The sequence below is a fragment of the Streptomyces sp. NPDC048172 genome (assembly GCF_043202595.1).
GTDB lineage: Bacteria > Actinomycetota > Actinomycetes > Streptomycetales > Streptomycetaceae > Streptomyces.
The window spans coordinates 226,110-242,494 of the sequence record NZ_JBIDAT010000005.1; the positions used below are offsets into that span (position 1 = coordinate 226,110).

General features: G+C 72.6%; 13 protein-coding genes. 3 read left to right on the forward strand and 10 right to left on the reverse strand.

The annotated features are described in order from the left end of the window. The first annotated feature begins 36 nt into the window (after nucleotides 1-36). A complete protein-coding gene (locus ACGF3A_RS22770; protein WP_393732094.1) occupies nucleotides 37-1,266 on the forward strand; it encodes a DUF349 domain-containing protein in 1,230 nt (409 codons plus the stop codon). On the opposite strand, the gene ACGF3A_RS22775 is transcribed toward ACGF3A_RS22770, so the two are convergent. From ACGF3A_RS22775 to ACGF3A_RS22815, 9 genes are all read right to left on the reverse strand, one after another. Further along, nucleotides 1,238-2,545, reverse strand: a complete 1,308-nt coding sequence (locus ACGF3A_RS22775) for a caspase family protein (RefSeq protein ID WP_393732095.1) — start codon at nucleotides 2,543-2,545, stop codon at nucleotides 1,238-1,240. The two genes, ACGF3A_RS22770 and ACGF3A_RS22775, sit on opposite strands and share 29 nt — an antisense overlap. Beyond that, nucleotides 2,529-2,957 (reverse strand): hypothetical protein, encoded by a 429-nt coding sequence (locus tag ACGF3A_RS22780; RefSeq protein WP_393732096.1) that lies wholly within the window; start codon nucleotides 2,955-2,957, stop codon nucleotides 2,529-2,531. The genes ACGF3A_RS22775 and ACGF3A_RS22780 overlap by 17 nt, the downstream gene beginning before the upstream one ends. Beyond that, the gene (locus ACGF3A_RS22785) at nucleotides 2,950-4,317 is read right to left on the reverse strand and encodes a serine/threonine-protein kinase (protein ID WP_393732097.1); all 1,368 of its coding nucleotides are present in this window, start codon (nucleotides 4,315-4,317) and stop codon (nucleotides 2,950-2,952) included. Before ACGF3A_RS22785 ends, ACGF3A_RS22780 begins: the two co-directional genes overlap by 8 nt. Before the next feature lie 72 nt (nucleotides 4,318-4,389). After that, the gene (locus tag ACGF3A_RS22790; RefSeq protein ID WP_393732098.1) at nucleotides 4,390-7,005 is read right to left on the reverse strand and encodes a RelA/SpoT family protein; all 2,616 of its coding nucleotides are present in this window, start codon (nucleotides 7,003-7,005) and stop codon (nucleotides 4,390-4,392) included. A gap of 153 nt (nucleotides 7,006-7,158) precedes the next feature. Beyond that, nucleotides 7,159-7,731: an adenine phosphoribosyltransferase gene (locus tag ACGF3A_RS22795; protein WP_393732099.1), complete on the reverse strand. Its 573-nt coding sequence runs from the start codon at nucleotides 7,729-7,731 to the stop codon at nucleotides 7,159-7,161. A 96-nt stretch (nucleotides 7,732-7,827) separates the two neighbouring features. Continuing rightward, a complete protein-coding gene (locus tag ACGF3A_RS22800) occupies nucleotides 7,828-9,507 on the reverse strand; it encodes an urease subunit alpha (protein ID WP_393732100.1) in 1,680 nt (559 codons plus the stop codon). Further along, nucleotides 9,504-10,226, reverse strand: a complete 723-nt coding sequence (gene ureA / locus ACGF3A_RS22805) for an urease subunit gamma (protein WP_393732101.1) — start codon at nucleotides 10,224-10,226, stop codon at nucleotides 9,504-9,506. Before ureA ends, ACGF3A_RS22800 begins: the two co-directional genes overlap by 4 nt. Next, the gene (locus tag ACGF3A_RS22810) at nucleotides 10,217-11,227 is read right to left on the reverse strand and encodes an agmatine/peptidylarginine deiminase (protein WP_393732102.1); all 1,011 of its coding nucleotides are present in this window, start codon (nucleotides 11,225-11,227) and stop codon (nucleotides 10,217-10,219) included. The genes ureA and ACGF3A_RS22810 overlap by 10 nt, the downstream gene beginning before the upstream one ends. Further along, complete coding sequence (locus tag ACGF3A_RS22815) at nucleotides 11,224-12,705, reverse strand: purine-cytosine permease family protein (protein WP_393732103.1); 1,482 nt, start codon at nucleotides 12,703-12,705, stop codon at nucleotides 11,224-11,226. Before ACGF3A_RS22815 ends, ACGF3A_RS22810 begins: the two co-directional genes overlap by 4 nt. 69 nt (nucleotides 12,706-12,774) lie before the next feature. On the opposite strand from ACGF3A_RS22815, the gene ACGF3A_RS22820 reads away from it, so the two are divergent. After that, nucleotides 12,775-13,419, forward strand: coding sequence for a TetR/AcrR family transcriptional regulator (locus ACGF3A_RS22820; protein WP_393732104.1), 645 nt, complete (start codon nucleotides 12,775-12,777; stop codon nucleotides 13,417-13,419). 23 nt (nucleotides 13,420-13,442) lie between these two features. Next, nucleotides 13,443-15,083, forward strand: coding sequence for an amidohydrolase (locus tag ACGF3A_RS22825; protein ID WP_393732105.1), 1,641 nt, complete (start codon nucleotides 13,443-13,445; stop codon nucleotides 15,081-15,083). Nucleotides 15,084-15,227: 144 nt separating this feature from the next. Here the strand turns inward: ACGF3A_RS22825 and secF are convergent, their stop codons facing one another. Next, nucleotides 15,228-16,385, reverse strand: a complete 1,158-nt coding sequence (secF, locus tag ACGF3A_RS22830; RefSeq protein ID WP_393732106.1) for a protein translocase subunit SecF — start codon at nucleotides 16,383-16,385, stop codon at nucleotides 15,228-15,230.

The following is a 16,385-nucleotide window of genomic DNA, read 5'->3' on the forward strand; positions in this document are numbered from 1 at the left end:
CACGCCCCTATCCAGGCGTCATGTGGAGGAGGCGCTGTGAGCAGCGACCCGTGGGGCCGCGTCGATGAGACGGGGACTGTGTACGTGCGTACGGCCGACGGCGAGAAGGTCGTCGGCTCGTGGCAGGCGGGCTCGCCGGAGGAAGCCCTCGCCTACTTCAAGCGCAAGTACGACGGTCTGGTCGTGGAGATCGGCCTCCTTGAGCGCAGGGTGAAGACCACCGACCTGTCGGCGAAGGACGCGACGACCGCCGTCGAGCACCTGCGGGAGCAGGTGGACGCGCACCACGCGGTCGGCGATCTCGACGCGCTCCGCGCCCGGCTCGACAAGCTCGTGGAGTCCGTCGAGGAGCGCCGCGAGGAGCGCAAGGCGCGCAAGGCCCAGCAGAACGAGGAGGCCAGGACCGCCAAGGAGGAGCTGGTCACCGAGGCCGAGGAGCTGGCCCGGAGCGAGCAGTGGCGCGCGGCGGGCGAGCGGCTGCGGGCCCTGGTCGACACCTGGAAGGGCCTGCCCCGGCTCGACCGGAAGACCGACGACGAGCTGTGGCACCGCTTCTCCCACGCGCGCTCCGCCTTCTCCAAGCGCCGCAAGGCCCACTTCGCGCAGCTCGACGCGCAGCGCGAGGAGGCACGCCAGCGCAAGGAGAAGCTGGTCGCCGAGGCCGAGGCGCTCTCCAACTCGCAGGACTGGGGCCCGACCGCGGCCAAGTACCGCGAGCTGATGCAGGAGTGGAAGGCCGCGGGCCGTGCCCAGCGGGAGTACGAGGACGATCTGTGGAGCCGCTTCCGGGGCGCGCAGGACGTCTTCTTCCAGGCCCGCAGCGAGGTCTTCGCCGAGCGCGACAGCGAGCAGCGGGAGAACCTGACGCAGAAGGAGGAGCTGGCCGCCGAGGCCGAGAAGCTCCTGCCGATCACCGATCTGAAGACGGCGCGCGCCGCGTTCCGCGCGCTCAACGAGCGCTGGGACGCCATCGGCCATGTCCCGCGTGAGGCCCGCCCGAAGATCGAGGGCCGGATGCACGCGGTGGAGCGGGCGATCCAGGAGGCCGAGGAGGCCGAGTGGCGCCGCACCAACCCGGAGGCGCGGGCCCGCGCCGCGGGCCTGACCGGTCAGCTCCAGGACGCGGTCGACAAGCTGCGCGACCAGATCGAGAAGGCCCGCGCCGCGGGCAACACCGCGAAGGCCGAGAAGCTGGAGCAGGAGCTGGCGGGCCGCCAGATGCTCCTGGACCAGGCGCTCAAGGGCCTGGAGGAGTTCGGCGGCTGAAGGCTGCCGAGGTCGTGTCCGCCGACGGCCGAGGGGCCGGCGGCGGGACCGGCTCGATGACCGGCTGGGGCTGGGGCTGAGCCTGCGAAGGGGCCTGCGGATGGGCCTGGGCCTGCGAAGGGTGGGCCGGGGTCGGCACGCGGGCCGGAGCCGCTGCGCCGGTCTCGGAGAGGTCCAGCGCGTGCCGCAGGACCTCGCAGGCCTGGATGTGGTTGCCGGACTCCTGGAGCAGCGCGGCCAGCCGACGGCAGACCAGCACCGCCTCCGGGCCGTGGAGTTCACGCGTGTGGTGATAGGCCTGCTCCAGCACCTCGATGGCCTCCCGGTCGTGTCCGGTGTCGGCCAGCAGCTCGGAGAGTTCGAGCTGTACGGCGAAGGTGCTGCCCTCGTTCTGCGGCAGGCTCTCCTGGAGAACGAGCCGCAGGACGGGCAGGGCGTCGCGCTGGCGGCCCTCGGCGCGCAGCAGCCGGGCGAGGCGCAGCCCCGTGGAGACCGTCGCGGCACGCACGTCCGAGGTCAGCACGGGACCGGCGGGCACACCGCCGGTGTCCTTGGCGCGGTTGCGCACCAGCGGGAGCAGCCCCATGTTGTTCTCCTGGCAGCGCTGCGGCTGCGGGCGGTTCTTGGCCCTGAGTCTCTCGTCGAGCGCCCGGTAGAGCGTGTCGAGGTCGATGAGTTCGGGGCCGCCCTGCACGCCCAGGCGCAGCACGTCCAGCAGCTCTCTCGTGAAGGCCGTGTGCGGCTCTCCGTCGGGCGCGAGCGCCGCCCGGTCCCGCGCGGCGGCGGCCAGCACGTAGACCCCGTCGACGTCGATCGGCGGTGCCGTCTCCCCGCCCGCGTCCAGGGCGGTGACGGCCCGGCCGCTGAAGCAGCAGTCGAGGATCAGCACCCTGCGCCGGGCCCTGGCCTCGCGCAGCGCGGCGCGCAGGTGCTCGTAGGCCACCGCCGTGTACGGGATGTGCGCGCGGGAACCGCTCAGCGCCATGTAGAGGTCGGCGGAGTCGGGGTGGCGCAGCCCGTGTCCCGCGAAGTAGACGAGGAGGGTGTCCGTGGCCTCCTCGGCGGCCTGGGCGACGGGATCGAGCATCGCGGGCACGCCGTCGGGATCGCTGACCGTCGCGCAGTGTTCCCTGGGCAGCCCCCACACCATGGTGTCGCGCAGCGCCTCGGACAGATCGCGGACGTTGGCGGTCACCGCCGGGAGCTGTTCCAGGTGCTGGTAGGCGGCGACGCCGATGAGCACGGCCCGCGAGGCTCCGGGGTCAGGAAGCCGGGGCATCGTCCGCGCTCTCGTCGGTCGTACCGGGAGCCGGGGCGGACGGAGGTTCCCCGGGCGCCTCGAACAGGGCGGAGAGACGCCGCACGGTCTCCTCGTCGGTGCTCTCCGGCGGAATGCTCACCTCCAGCGAGCCGCGCCGCAGCCTGATGACGGAGGGGGTACGCCGCGCCTCCCGCCATTGCAGAAGCGAGACGGCGAGGGAGGCACCGGACAGGCCGGTGGCCACGGCGAACTGCAGCAGGTCGAAGCCCGCGCCCATCTCGCCGGGGGCCGGGGCGGAACTCGCGGTCGGCCGGGCGCGCAGATGCCTGCCCACCTCCTCGTCGGCCCGCAGCCAGCGCACCAGCGAGCGCAGCTCGGCCTCGGTGTCCTCGACGCGCGGGCAGCGCAGTTCCACCGTCAACTCACGCATCCGCTCCTCCGGTTCTCTCTCGCATCCCGTCCGCACTCATCCCGTCGGTCCGTCCGTCGTCCACAAGCGAGTTCACCCGGGAGAACAGCGCCATGGCCTCGCCGCCGGCGCCCAGCCGCGCCAGGCAAACGGCCTGCCAGAACTGCGCCGCCAGCGTCGTGGGGTGCTCGGCTCCGAACGCCGCCCCACTGTGCTGCGCCACGGCGGCCAGCACCCGCGAGGCCTCCTGGAGTTCACCGCGCTGCACGAGATTGACCGCCTCGCGCAGCCGCGAGACCGCGCTCCCCCGGGTCACACCGCGCAGCACAGTCTGCCGCGTGGTGATGCTGAGGGAGAGCGGAGCCGCACGGTCCGCCCCGGTGACGAGGGCCCAGGGGTCGTCCGCCGAACCGTGCGCCGGACGGCTCACATTGCCGCGTTCCATGTCCAGGTACTCGGGCGCCGAGGAATCCGCCGCGGGGGACGAGTGGTCGGCGAGGTCCACGGCCCGCTCCCGGACGCAGCGGTTCACCAGCCCGGCGAGCCGGCTCTCGGCGCCCGGCGAGGTGAACAGGGCGGTGTCCGGCCCCGTGGGAACGGCGCGGTCGTACGGCTCCCGCTCGGAGAGCCCGTCCACGAGAAACGCCAGGTCCTCGGGAACGGCGCGCCTCGCGTCGCCACGCAACCTCGGTACGCCCGTGTCGACGGCGCGTTCCACGACCTGTCCGACGTCCGCGTCGGCCGGGCCCAGCGGCGGTTCGCCCACGAGCATCCAGTACAGGCACAGCCCGAGTCCGTACAGGTCGGCCGCCTCGGTGGGGCGTTCGCCCCGTATCACCTCGGGCGCCATGTAGTGCGGTGTGCCGACGAGCGCGCCGACACGGGTGATGGCGGACTCCTCGGCCAGCCGGGCGAGCCCGAAGTCCTGGAGTACGACGCGGCCCGCGCGGGTCAGCCGGACGTTCGAGGGTTTGACGTCGCGGTGCAGCACTCCCGCGCGGTGCGCCGAGCCCAGTGCCGAGTGGATGGCCGCGCCCACATGGCGGACCACGTCGAACGGCAGCGGCCCGCGGGCAGCGACGAGTTGTTGCAGATCGACGCCGTCGAGCAGCTCCATCACCAGATACGGTTCGCTGCCCTGGAGTCCGACGTCATGGACGACCACCACATGGGTGTGGTCGATCCGGGCGAGCGCGCGTGCTTCCCGTTCGAACCGCAGCCGGGTCTCCTCGCCCTGCGGGGCGCTGCCCGCCCGGGAGAGGATCTTCACGGCGACACGGCGGTCCAGGGAGAGGTCGATGGCCTCGTGCACCACGCCCATGCCGCCGACGCCGATCCTCCGTAACAGCCGGTAGCGGCCGTCGACCTCGTGTTCCGGCATCCGCGCCCCTTCTCCCGGCACCGCCCTGCTCCGCCCGGTTCCGGCGGCGGCCTCTCGTCCGTCGCCCCAGGCCTACTGTCTGCGCGCCGACGTCACCCGATAGACGTCGTAGACACCCTCCACGCCGCGGACCGCCTTGAGGACGTGGCCGAGGTGCTTCGGGTCGCCCATCTCGAAGGTGAAGCGGGACGTGGCGACCCGGTCGCGGGAGGTCTGGACAGCCGCCGAGAGGATGTTGACGTGCTGGTCGGAGAGGACCCGCGTGACGTCCGACAGCAGCCGGGAGCGGTCCAGGGCCTCGACCTGGATGGCGACGAGGAAGACCGAGGACTGGGTCGGCGCCCACTCGACCTCCAGGATCCGCTCGGGCTCCCGGGAGAGCGAGTCGACGTTGACGCAGTCGGCGCGGTGCACCGAGACGCCGTTGCCGCGGGTGACGAAGCCGATGATGGGGTCGCCCGGCACCGGGGTGCAGCAGCGGGCGAGCTTGACCCAGACGTCGTCGACGCCCTTGACGACCACGCCCGGGTCGGCCGACGAGCGCCGCTTGGTGCGGGTCGGCATCGGGGGCGCGGTCTCGGCGATGTCCTCCTTCGCCTCGTCCTCGCCGCCGAGGGCCTGGACGAGCTTCTGGCAGACGCTCTGCGCGGAGACATGGCCCTCGCCGATCGCGGCGTAGAGCGCGGAGATGTCCGGGTAGCGCATCTCGTGGGCGAGGGTGACGAGCGAGTCGCCGGTGAGGATGCGCTGGATCGGCAGGTTCTGCTTGCGCATGGCCCGCGCTATGGCGTCCTTGCCCTGCTCGATGGCCTCGTCGCGGCGCTCCTTGGTGAACCAGGCGCGGATCTTGTTGCGCGCGCGGGGCGACTTGACGAAGCCCAGCCAGTCGCGGGACGGGCCGGCGCCGGAGGCCTTGGAGGTGAAGACCTCGACCGTGTCGCCGTTGTCGAGCGTCGATTCGAGGGGCACCAGACGGCCGTTGACGCGGGCGCCGATGGTGCGGTGGCCGACCTCGGTGTGCACCGCGTACGCGAAGTCGACCGGGGTGGCGCCCGCGGGGAGCGCTATGACGTCGCCCTTCGGCGTGAAGACGAAGACCTCGTTGCGCGAGAGGTCGAAGCGGAGCGACTCCAGGAACTCGCCCGGGTCCTCGGTCTCCTTCTGCCAGTCGAGCAGCTGGCGCAGCCAGGACATGTCGTTGACATGGTCCTTGTCCTTGGCGCCCTTGGGCACGTCGGTGCGCACCTTGGAGGCTCCGGCGACGGCCTGCTGCTTGTACTTCCAGTGCGCCGCGATCCCGTACTCCGCGCGGCGGTGCATGTCGAACGTGCGGATCTGCAGCTCCACGGGCTTGCCGCCGGGGCCTATGACCGTCGTGTGCAGCGACTGGTACATGTTGAACTTGGGCATCGCGATGTAGTCCTTGAAGCGCCCCGGAACCGGGTTCCAGCGCGCGTGGACCGTGCCCAGCGCCGCGTAGCAGTCGCGGACGGTGTCGACGAGGACGCGGATGCCCACCAGGTCGTAGATCTCCGCGAAGTCGCGGCCGCGGACGATCATCTTCTGGTAGACGCTGTAGTAGTGCTTCGGCCGTCCGGTGACGGTGGCCTTGATACGGGCCGCGCGCAGGTCGGCCTGGACCTCGTCGGTGACGACCGCCAGGTACTCGTCGCGCTTGGGGGCCCGCTCGGCGACGAGGCGCACGATCTCGTCGTACATCTTGGGGTAGAGGATGGCGAACGCCAGGTCCTCCAGCTCCCACTTGATGGTGTTCATGCCCAGCCGGTGGGCGAGCGGGGCGAAGATCTCCAGCGTCTCGCGGGCCTTCTGCTCCTGCTTGCTGCGCTTGAGATAGCGCATCGTGCGCATGTTGTGCAGCCGGTCGGCGAGCTTGATGACCAGCACGCGCGGGTCCTTGGCCATCGCCACGACCATCTTGCGCACGGTCTCGGCCTGCGCGGCCTCGCCGAACTTGACCTTGTCGAGCTTGGTGACGCCGTCCACGAGCAGCGCGACCTGGTCGCCGAAGTCGCGGCGCAGCGTGTCGAGTCCGTACTCGGTGTCCTCGACGGTGTCGTGCAGCAGGCCCGCCATCAGCGTCGCCGGGTCCATGCCCAGCTCGGCGAGGATGGTGGTGACGGCGAGCGGGTGCGTGATGTACGGGTCGCCGCTCTTGCGCTTCTGGCCGCGGTGCCAGCGCTCGGCGACCTGGTAGGCCCGCTCGATCTGGCGGAGCGTGGAGGACTCGATCTTCGGATCGTTGCCCCGCACGATGCGCAGCAGGGGCTCCAGGACGGGGTTGAACGGGCTGGAGCGCTGGACGCCGAGACGCGCGAGCCTCGCCCGTACGCGGTTGGAGGACCCGGAGCGGCCCGAGACGCCGGAGACGGCGCGGGCCGGGGCCACGCGGTCCCGCGAGACGGGCCCGTCGGAGACCGCGGACGCACCGGAGACCGCGGAGGCGCCGGAGGCCGTGCCCGTACCGGAGGCGGTGGGCTCGGCGGCGCGGGGCTCACGCTTCCGGTCGCCGGACTTCCCGTCGCCGTTCTTCCCGTCGCCGTTCTTCCCGTCGCCGTTCTTCCCGTCGCCGTTCTTCTCGTGCAGGCCGTCGGCCACCGCGGCACCGGTCCCGTTCTTCTCGGTCTCCTGGCGCTGTGCGGCGGTGAGCTGCTGGGCCTCGTCTGGCAAGAGCACTCCTCGATCGACCCCAGGTCGGACTGCCATGGTAGCCACCATGGCCGGGGCGCCTCCTGTTCGCGGACGCCGCCGGGCACGGCGAAGGCGGCCGTCCCTCACCAGCTGAACGTATCGGGTGGCCGCCTTATGCCGCTGCTGTTGTGGTCAGACCGTGACCAGCGACTCCATGGGAGCGCCGTCCAGGGCGCTCTCCAGCCGCTTGCGGCCGCCGAGGAACCCCAGCTCCAGCAGCATCGCGACGCCCGCGACCTCGGCGCCCGCGCGGCGGATGAGCCGGAGCGACGCCTCGGCCGTGCCGCCGGTGGCCAGCACGTCGTCTATGACCAGCACACGGTCGGCCCCGGACAGGTCCTCGGCGTGGACCTCGATCTCGGCGCTGCCGTACTCCAGGTCGTAGGACTGGCTGAGGGTGGCGCCGGGGAGCTTCCCCGCCTTGCGCACGGGGACGAAGCCGACTCCGGCCCGTACGGCCGCCGGGGCGGCGAGGATGAAGCCGCGCGCCTCCAGGCCGACGACCTTGGTCGCCCCGTAGACCCCGCAGATGTCGGCGAGCACCTCGGTCAGCGCCGCGAACGCCTTGGGGTCGGCGAGCAGCGGCGTGATGTCCTTGAACATGACGCCCGGCTTGGGATAGTCCGGCACATCGTGGATCCGGCTGGCCAGCATGTCGCGGACCCCGTCGGGCACGGCGACGGCGGCGGCGCTCCTGTCAGTCATGACGGTCAGTCTCTCACCCGGACGGAGGGCGACGGGAGCGCGGTACCGACGACCCCGCCGTCACTTCCCGTTGCCATCCGTCACATGCCGTGCTCGTCACAAGAAGTACATGCGGTTGAGCGGCACCTCCTCGGCGGGCTCGGAGGTGACCGGCTCGCCGTCGAGGGTGACCCGGCCCGTCTCCGGGGCGACGCGGACCTCGGCGGTGCGGTCGTTGAGGACCATGTCGGCGGGGCCGAGGCCGCGGGTGCCGCGGACGCCGGAGCGGCGGCGCCGGGTCGTCATGGTGTCGTTGCCGTCCTCGGCCGCCGCCCGGCTGACGAACGCGACGGACAGGTCGGCGGCCGTCGGCCCGTACGCCCCCATCTGACGGTCCAGGACGAGGGGCTGCGCGGTCTCCACGGAGGCGTTGGGGTCGCCGGTGACGCCGTAGGCGGGGAAGCCCGACTTCAGGACGAGCTCGGGCTTGGCCCCGAAGCGGTCGGGGCGCCACAGCACGATGTCCGCCATCTTGCCGGGCTCCAGCGAGCCGACCTCGTGGGCGAGGCCGTGCGCCAGGGCCGGGTTGAGGGTCAGCTTGGCGACGTAGCGCAGCGCGCGGTCGTTGTCGTGGCGCGGGTCGGCGGCGCCGAACTGGGCCTTCATGCGCGCCGCCATGGCGAACGTCCTGCGGACCGTCTCCCCCGCCCTGCCCATGCCCTGCGCGTCGGAGGAGGTGATGGGGATGACCCCGAGGTCGTGCAGGACGCCCTCGGCGCCCATCGTGCCCTCACGGATACGGTCGTGGGCCATCGCGTGGTCGCCGGGACGGTCGGGGTCGAGGTGGTGGACCGCCATGATCATGTTGAGGTGTTCGGCGACGGCGTCCCGGCCGAAGGGCAGCGTCGGGTTGGTGGAGGAGCCGATGACGTTGGCCTCCCCCGCGAGCCGCAGCACGTTCGGCACGTGCCCGCCGCCGCAGCCCTCGATGTGGAACGCGTGGATGGTGCGCCCCTCCAGCACGGCGAGGGTGTCCTCGACGGAGAGGCACTCGTTCAGCCCATCCGTGTGCAGGGCCACTTGGACGTCGTGCTCCTCGGCGACGCGCAGCGCGGTGTCCAGGGCGCGGGTGTGCGCGCCCAGGTCCTCGTGGACCTTGAAGCCGCTGGCCCCGCCCTCCACGAGCGCCTCGGTCAGCGGCGCCGTGCCGGACGACGAACCGCGCCCGAGGAAGCCGATGTTGACGGGCCAGGCGTCGAACGCGTTGAACGCGTGCCGCAGTGCCCAGGGCGAGTTGACCCCGACACCCCAGACGGGGCCGAACTCCTGCCCGATGATCGTCGTCACGCCCGAGGCGAGCGAGGCCTCCATGACGCGGGGCGAGAGGACGTGTACATGGGTGTCGACGGCACCGGCCGTCGCGATCAGCCCCTCACCGGGGACGATCGCGGTGCCGGTGCCGACGACGACGTCCACCCCGTCGAGGGTGTCGGGGTTCCCGGCACGTCCGACGGCGGCGATACGGCCCTCGCGGATGCCGATCGAGACCTTGCGGACGCCGAGCACGGCGTCGAGGACGAGCACATTGCTGACGACGACGTCGCACGTCTCCCGTACGGGCGCGGCGCGCAGGTGCATGCCGTCGCGCGCGGTCTTGCCGAAGCCGACGAGGAACTCCTCGCCGGGCAGCGACGCGTCGTGCTCGACCTCGACGACCAGCCCGGTGTCGCCGAGCCGCACCCGGTCTCCGGCGCGCGGCCCGTAGGTCGCGGCGTAGCGGTGGGGGTCGAGAGTCATGCCGGGGCCTCCCCTTCGTACGGCTCCGAGAAGTTCGAGGTGTCGAGGTAGCCGCAGGCGCGGGCCCGTTCGAGGGCGCGTGCGAGGGCGCCGGGGGCGTCGAGGGGGCCGTCGACCAGGCCCGCGAAGCCGAGCGCGACACGGTCCCCGCCGAACGGCGTGAGCCGGACCTCGCGGGTCTGGCCGGGGTCGAAGCGGAGCGCGGACCCTGCGGGGAGGTCGGCCCTGCGGCCGTACGCAGCGGCGCGGTCGAAGCGGAGCCGGGGGTTGACCTCGAAGAAGTGGAAGTGCGAGGTCACGCTGATCGGGACGGTCGCGGTGTTGGTCACGGTCACGGTGACGGTCTCCTCGGAGGGCTCCACGGACGTGCCGGGGCCCGGCAGCACCGCGCCCGGCGCCTCCTCGCCCCGGTGGCCGCCGCCGAGGGGGTCGGTGACGACGACGAGCCGGGTCCCGTCGTCGAAGACGGCCTCCACCTCGACGGCGGTGACGACGTCGGCCACGCCCGGCAGCACGTCCTCGGGACCGAGGACCGCGCGCCCCGCCTCCAGCGCCTCGGCGAGCCGGGCGCCGTCGCGCGCCCTCTCGCAGACCGTGTCGGCGATGAGGGCCGTGGCCTCGGGGACGTTGAGGCGCAGTCCGCGCCCCCGGCGGGCGCGGGCGAGTTCGGCGGTGGTGAACAGCAGCAGCCGGTCGCGTTCGCTCGGTGTCAGTCGCACGGCGCCGCCTTCGGCTGCTGCTGGGTGATGCAGTGGATGCCGCCGCCCGCCGCGAAGACCGGCCGGGCGTCGACGGTGACGACCCGGCGCCCCGGATAGGCGTCGGCGAGGAGCGCGCGGGCCCGCGCGTCGCCCGGGTCGTCGAAACCGCAGGCGACCACGCCGTCGTTGACGACAAGGTGGTTGAGGTAGCTGTAGTCGACCCAGCCCTCGCCGTCGCGCAGGACCTCCGGCGCGGGCACCTCGGTGATCTCCCACTCCTGGCCCTTGGCGTCGGTGGAGGCACGCAGGACGTCGAGGATCTCGCGGGTGACGGCGTGGTCGGGGTGCGAGGGGTCCGGCTGGACATGGACGAGAAGGCGCCCCGGCGCCGGAATGGTGGCCAGCAGGTCCACATGGCCGCGGGTGCCGAGCCGCTGCGCGTCCCGGGTCAGCCCGCGCGGGAGCCAGACGACGTGCTCGGCGCCGATCGTACGGGCGAGTTCGGCCTCCACGGCCGCCTTGTCGAGGCCCGGATTGCGGTACGGGTCGAGCTGCACGGTCTCCGTCACGAGGACGGTGCCGAGCCCGTCGACATGGATGCCGCCGCCCTCGTTCACGAGCGGGGAGGGCACGGGCGCCGCGCCCGCGAGGCCGCCGACGGCGCGGCCGACGCGGGCGTCCCGCTCCCAACTGGCCCACTCCTGCCGGCCCCAGCCGTTGAACACCCAGTCGACCGCGCCGAGCCGGTCGTGCTCGTCCAGCACGAAGGTCGGGCCGATGTCACGCATCCAGGCGTCGTCCAGCGGCGCCTCGACGAGGTCGGCCGCCCCGTGCAGCAGGTTCCGCGCGGAGGGCAGGTCGGCGGGGTCCACGAGCATCGTGACCGGCGCGAACTCCGCGACGGCGCGCGCGACCCGGGACCAGGCGTGCCGCGCCTCGTCGCCGTACGTGGTGCCGGGGGGAAACGCCATCCAGACGCGCTCCTGCGGCGCGGTCTCCGGGGGCATCCGCCAGTTCATGAGGGGTCCTTCCGTGGTGCGGGTGATGCTTGGTGGAGCGAGCGCGCCGTGAGCGCGTAGACCGACGACGCCACGGCGATGCCGACGGGCAGGGCGATGTCCACGCCGTGCAGCGCGTGGGCCACCGGTCCGGTGTAGAGCGTGTTCACGCACAGCACCGCGCTTCCCGAGCCCGCGGTGAGCGCGAGGGCACCCGCCGGGTTGACGCCGCCGGTGAACCAGAACGGGCCGCCCCTGCTCTCGTCGGTCAGCGCGAGGCCGTCGTAGCGGTTGCGGCGCAGCAGGATGTCCGTGGCGTAGATGGCCATGCTGGGGCCGAGCAGGACGACGGTGAGCTGGAGGACGTCGTTGACGGTGTCCAGGAAGTTGGACACGAGCAGCGCGTAGAGCGTCAGGGAGACGGCCGCCGCGCCGTCGAACAGGACGCTGATGGAGCGCCGGACGCGGAGGCCGACGGCCTGGAGAGCGAGCCCGGCGCTGTAGGCGGTCAGCGCGTTGATGGCGATCGTGCCGAGGACGAGGGCAAGCAGGAAGACGGGCGTGAACCAGCCGGGCAGGAGCTTCTGGAGCGCGGTCTGCGGATCCGTCATGTCGACCACGGTGGCCGCGAGCGCGCCGAGCGAGCAGACGCCGACGCTGGGCAGGAAGGCACCGGAGGCCATCCAGCCGACGATCGACGCGGGCGACGTCGTCCGGGGCAGGTAGCGCGAGAAGTCCGCGCTGGTGGTGTACGAGAGCGGGCCCGCGGCGATGAGGGTGACGCCGCCGAGCAGGGCCGCCCACAGGCCCGTGCCGGTCAGCGGCTCGGCGGGGGCGTAGGAGAGGTCGGCGCTGCGGACCACGCTGTAGGCGACGACGGCGAAGGCGGCGGTGAGGGCCAGGGTGATCGGGAAGTAGAGCTTCATGATCAGGCCGTGCCCGTAGACGCCGATGGTGAGGGTGAGCGCGGCGATGACGAGGACGACGACGATCTTCACGCCCGTGGTCGCCGGTATCCCGCACCGCTCGACGAGGGCGAACGCGGCGGTCGCGGCGGCGGCGAGGTTCAGCGCGAAGTAGCAGACGGAGATCATCCAGCCGACGACCGCGTTGTTGACGCGGTTGCCCCTGACCCTGTAGATCGCCCTGGTGATCACCTCGCTGGGGGCGCCCGCCGCGGGGCCCGAGACCGCGAGCAGGCCGGTGAGCAGCCAGAAGAGGTTGCCGGCCACGATCACCGCGAGGGCCTGCGCGAGGCTCAGGCCCATGAGGATCAGCGCGCCGCCCACGACCAGGCTCAGGTAGTTGACGTTCGCGGCGGCCCAGACGGCGAAGAGCTCGCGCGGCCTGCCGTGGCGCTCCTCCTCGGGGATGTGGTCGATGCCGTGGGCCTCGACGCGGCCCGCGCGGTCCGCGCGGTCCGAGGGAGGCGCCGTCTGCGCCTGCGCGCCGGAGGCGCCCGGTATGTCGGGATGCGGGTCGGGAAGCGTGGAAGCCATGGACTCTCCGGATGCCGGTCGTCACCCACCTGCTTGCTTATTGGTCGGTCACTCAATAGCATCCGCCGTATGTCGTCAAGCGTTCCGCGCAAGCGAATTCGAAAGTCTGCCGCCGATAGACGTGCGGAAATCGTTGAATCTGCCGCAGAAGTCGCTCTATCCGAAGGTCTGGAGTGCATCACGCTCCGGCGGATCGCGGAGGCCCTCGACGTCCGTCCGGGCCTGATCAGCCACTACTTCCCGGCCGTCGAGGACCTCGTCGCCGAGGCGTTCGGCAGCGCCGTCAGCGGCGAACTCGACGGTCTCGTCCCGGAGAAGCGGCCCGAGGGCACCCCCACGCTCCACCTCGCGCGCTTCTTCGCCCACGCGATGGGCGAGGCGTACGACGACATCAGCCGCCTCTGGATCAACGCCCGCCACCTCAGCCGCTACCGCCCCGTGCTCCGCGAGCGCGTGGCCGAGCAGGAGCGCGCCTGGCGCGAGCGCCTATCCGGCCTCCTCCAGGAGGGCGTCGAGCGCGACGAATTCCGTACCGACGACCCGTACCTGACGGCCATTCGGATCCTCGTCGTCATCGACGGCCTCGCCGCGCACGCCAACACCAGCACCCTCCACCACCCGCCCGAGGTGAGCCGCATGGCCGTCACCACGGCCGAACGCGAACTCGGCCTGCCCGAGGGCGCCCTGCACCCCGTTCCCGAAGACGCCCCGTGAACTGACCGCACCAAGGAGCCGCCGTGCGCCCCCGTCTCGTCCTGCTCTCCGCCCGCCTGCTCGACCCCGTCACCGGCCGTACCCTGCCGGAGACCGCCCTGGCCGCGTCGGGAGGGCGCATCACCGCGCTGGGCGACGACCGCGAGATCCGCGCCCTCGCCGATCCCTCGACGACGGTGATCGACGTCAAGGGCGCCGTGGTCACCCCCGGCCTCGTCGACGGCCACCTCCACCCGGTCTCCGGCGCCGAACTCACCCAGGGCCTCGACCTGTCGGGCTGCGCCGACCTCGCCGCCGTGCGCGAGGCCCTCGCCCGCGAGGCCCGGACGCTCGCGCCGGGCGCGTGGCTGCGGGGCTGGGGCCTGGACCCGAACGTCTTCGGCGACCGGCCCGTCGAGGCCGCGGCGCTCTCCCCCGTACTGGACGGGATCCCCGCCTTCCTCCAGCTCTTCGACGCCCACTCGGCGCTGGCCAGCGCCCGCGCCCTGGAGCTCGCGGGCGTCGACGGGCCGCGTACGTTCGCACAGGCGGCCGAGGTCGGCTGCGACGAGAACGGGCACCCCACCGGGCTCCTCCTGGAGGACGCCGCCTGCGATCTCGTCGAACGCGCGGCCCCGCAGCCCACCCGCGACGAGCACCGTGCCCTCCTCGCCGCCGCACTGCGCCGGATGGCCGCCAGCGGCCTCACCGGCGGCCACGCCATGGACGCGGGCGGCGACAGCCTCGCGCTCCTCGCCGCGCTCGACGACGCGGGCGAACTGCCCCTGCGGCTGCGCGTCGCGCCCTGGTGCCAGCCCGGCACCGACGCCGAGGGGCTGCGCGCCCTCGTCGAACAGCAGGGCACGGGCGGCGCGCTCTGGCACGTCGCGGGCGTCAAGCTCTTCATGGACGGCACGATCGACAACGGCACCGCCTGGCTCGAACGCCCCGACTGCCACGGCGAGTCCACCCACGCCTTCTGGCCCGACCCCGAGGCGTACACCGCCGTGATCGGCGAGCTGCACCGCGCCGGAGTGCCGACCGCGACCCACGCCATCGGCGACGCGGCCGTACGGCACGCACTCGACGCCGTCGAGAAGGCCCGTACGACCGGGGAACGGGCAGGCGGAGAGCGGGCGCCGGTCCGGCACCGGATCGAGCACATCGAGACCGTCCCCGACGACACCCTCCCGCGCTTCGCCGAGCTGGGCGTCCTCGCCTCCATGCAGCCCACCCACTGCTGCGACTTCACCCGCGCCGACCACACCGACAACTGGTCCCGCCGCCTCGGCGAGGAGCGCGCCTCGCGCGCCTGGCGCTGCCGCGACCTGTGGGACGCGGGCGCCACCGTCGTCCTCGGCTCCGACTGGCCCATCGCCCCCTTCCCGCCGCTCACCGTGATGGCGGGGGCGCGGCACCGCCGCCCCAGCCGCGACCTCAGCCGGCCCCCGCACGGGCCCGGGCAGGCGCTCACCGCGGCGGAGGCCCTCCAGGCCATGACCGTCGGCCCCGCCTACGCGGCGGGCGAGGAGCACGCGGCCGGGCGGCTCGCCCTCGGCCACCGCGCCGACCTCACCGTCCTCGCCGACGACCCGCTCACGGTCCCGGCCGCCGACCTGGCAGAACTGCCCGTCCTACTCACCGTCGTCGACGGCCGCCCCACGCACCGGGCCCCGAGCCTCTGACGCCCACGGCCGGGCACACGGACGGACACACGGTCTGACACACGGTCTGACACACACAACGCGGCGGCGCCGGAACCCCTGCCAAGAGGTATTCCGGCGCCGCCGCGCTCTTTCCGTCCGTCCGTGCCCACCCCAGGGCTACGGCTAACGGCGCCTGCCCGAGGGCCGGCCCTTGCCACGGCCGCCGCGCTGCGGCGCGGGCCGCTGACGCTGGCGCTGGCCCGAGGCGGCCGACGCCGCCTGCGGCTCCACGTCCCGCTGCCCGGACACCCCGGCGGGCGGCTCGTCCTGCGGACCGTCGTCGTCGCCGTACCCGTCGTGGCCCTCGTGCTCCTCCGCCTTGGCACGCTTGGCGAGGACCCGCTTGCGCAGCGCCTTCATCTGCGGCTCGCGCTCCTTGAGGTCCGCGACGAGCGGCGTCGCGATGAAGATCGAGGAGTACGCGCCCGCGGCGAGGCCGACGAAGAGCGAGAGCGCGATGTCGTTCAGCATGCCGCCGCCGAGGAAGCCGCCGCCGATGAAGAGCAGACCGGCGACCGGGAGCAGCGCCACCACCGTGGTGTTGATGGAACGGACCAGGGTGCCGTTGATGCTGCGGTTGGCGATCTCGCTGTACGTGAACTTCGTCTGTTTGGTGACGCCCTTGCTGCCCTCGCGCAGACCGTCGAAGACGACCACCGTGTCGTACAGCGAATAACCGAGAATGGTCAGCAGACCGATCACCGTGCCCGGTGTGACTTCGAAGCCCACCAGGGAGTACACGCCGACGGTGATCGTGAGGTCGTGGATCAGGGCGATCAGCGCGGCCACCGCCATGCGCCACTCGAAGGCGATCGCCAGATAGATCACCACGAGGACCATGAAGATCCCCAGTCCCTGCCACGCCTTGTTCGCGATCTGCTCGCCCCAGCTCGGGCCGACCAGCTGGGCGTCGATGTCCTCGGAGTTGACCTTCAGATCGTCGGCGAGCTTCTCCTTGACCTCGGTCGAGGTCTCGGTCTCCACGCCCGCGATCTGGACGCGCATGCCGCCGCTGCCCAGCTCCTGGACGATCGCCTGGTGGCCGGAGATCTTCTCCGCCGACTCGGTCGTGTGCTCCACGGAGGCCGAGGTCTTGGGCGTGGTGAAGACGGCGCCGCCCTCGAACTCGATGCCCATGTTGAGCCCGCGGACGACGACTCCGACGATGGCGGTGATAGTGATCAGGACCGAGAGCCCGTACCAGAACTTGCGGTGACCGACGAAGTCGTAGCCGACCTCACCGCGGTAGAGCCGGGCGCCGAGATTGCCGAGACGGGACAT

What these genes read in the sequence shown, in the direction of transcription:
- ACGF3A_RS22815 (WP_393732103.1), bottom strand. Translation starts at nt 12,705, where the DNA reads ATGGCTTCCACGCTTCCCGACCCGCATCCCGACATACCGGGCGCCTCC.
- ACGF3A_RS22810 (WP_393732102.1), bottom strand. Translation starts at nt 11,227, where the DNA reads ATGAACTGGCGGATGCCCCCGGAGACCGCGCCGCAGGAGCGCGTCTGG.
- ACGF3A_RS22800 (WP_393732100.1), bottom strand. Translation starts at nt 9,507, where the DNA reads ATGACTCTCGACCCCCACCGCTACGCCGCGACCTACGGGCCGCGCGCC.
- ACGF3A_RS22775 (WP_393732095.1), bottom strand. Translation starts at nt 2,545, where the DNA reads ATGCCCCGGCTTCCTGACCCCGGAGCCTCGCGGGCCGTGCTCATCGGC.
- secF (WP_393732106.1), bottom strand. Translation starts at nt 16,385, where the DNA reads ATGTCCCGTCTCGGCAATCTCGGCGCCCGGCTCTACCGCGGTGAGGTC.
- ACGF3A_RS22780 (WP_393732096.1), bottom strand. Translation starts at nt 2,957, where the DNA reads ATGCGTGAGTTGACGGTGGAACTGCGCTGCCCGCGCGTCGAGGACACC.
- ACGF3A_RS22795 (WP_393732099.1), bottom strand. Translation starts at nt 7,731, where the DNA reads ATGACTGACAGGAGCGCCGCCGCCGTCGCCGTGCCCGACGGGGTCCGC.
- ACGF3A_RS22785 (WP_393732097.1), bottom strand. Translation starts at nt 4,317, where the DNA reads ATGCCGGAACACGAGGTCGACGGCCGCTACCGGCTGTTACGGAGGATC.
- ACGF3A_RS22820 (WP_393732104.1), top strand. Translation starts at nt 12,775, where the DNA reads ATGTCGTCAAGCGTTCCGCGCAAGCGAATTCGAAAGTCTGCCGCCGAT.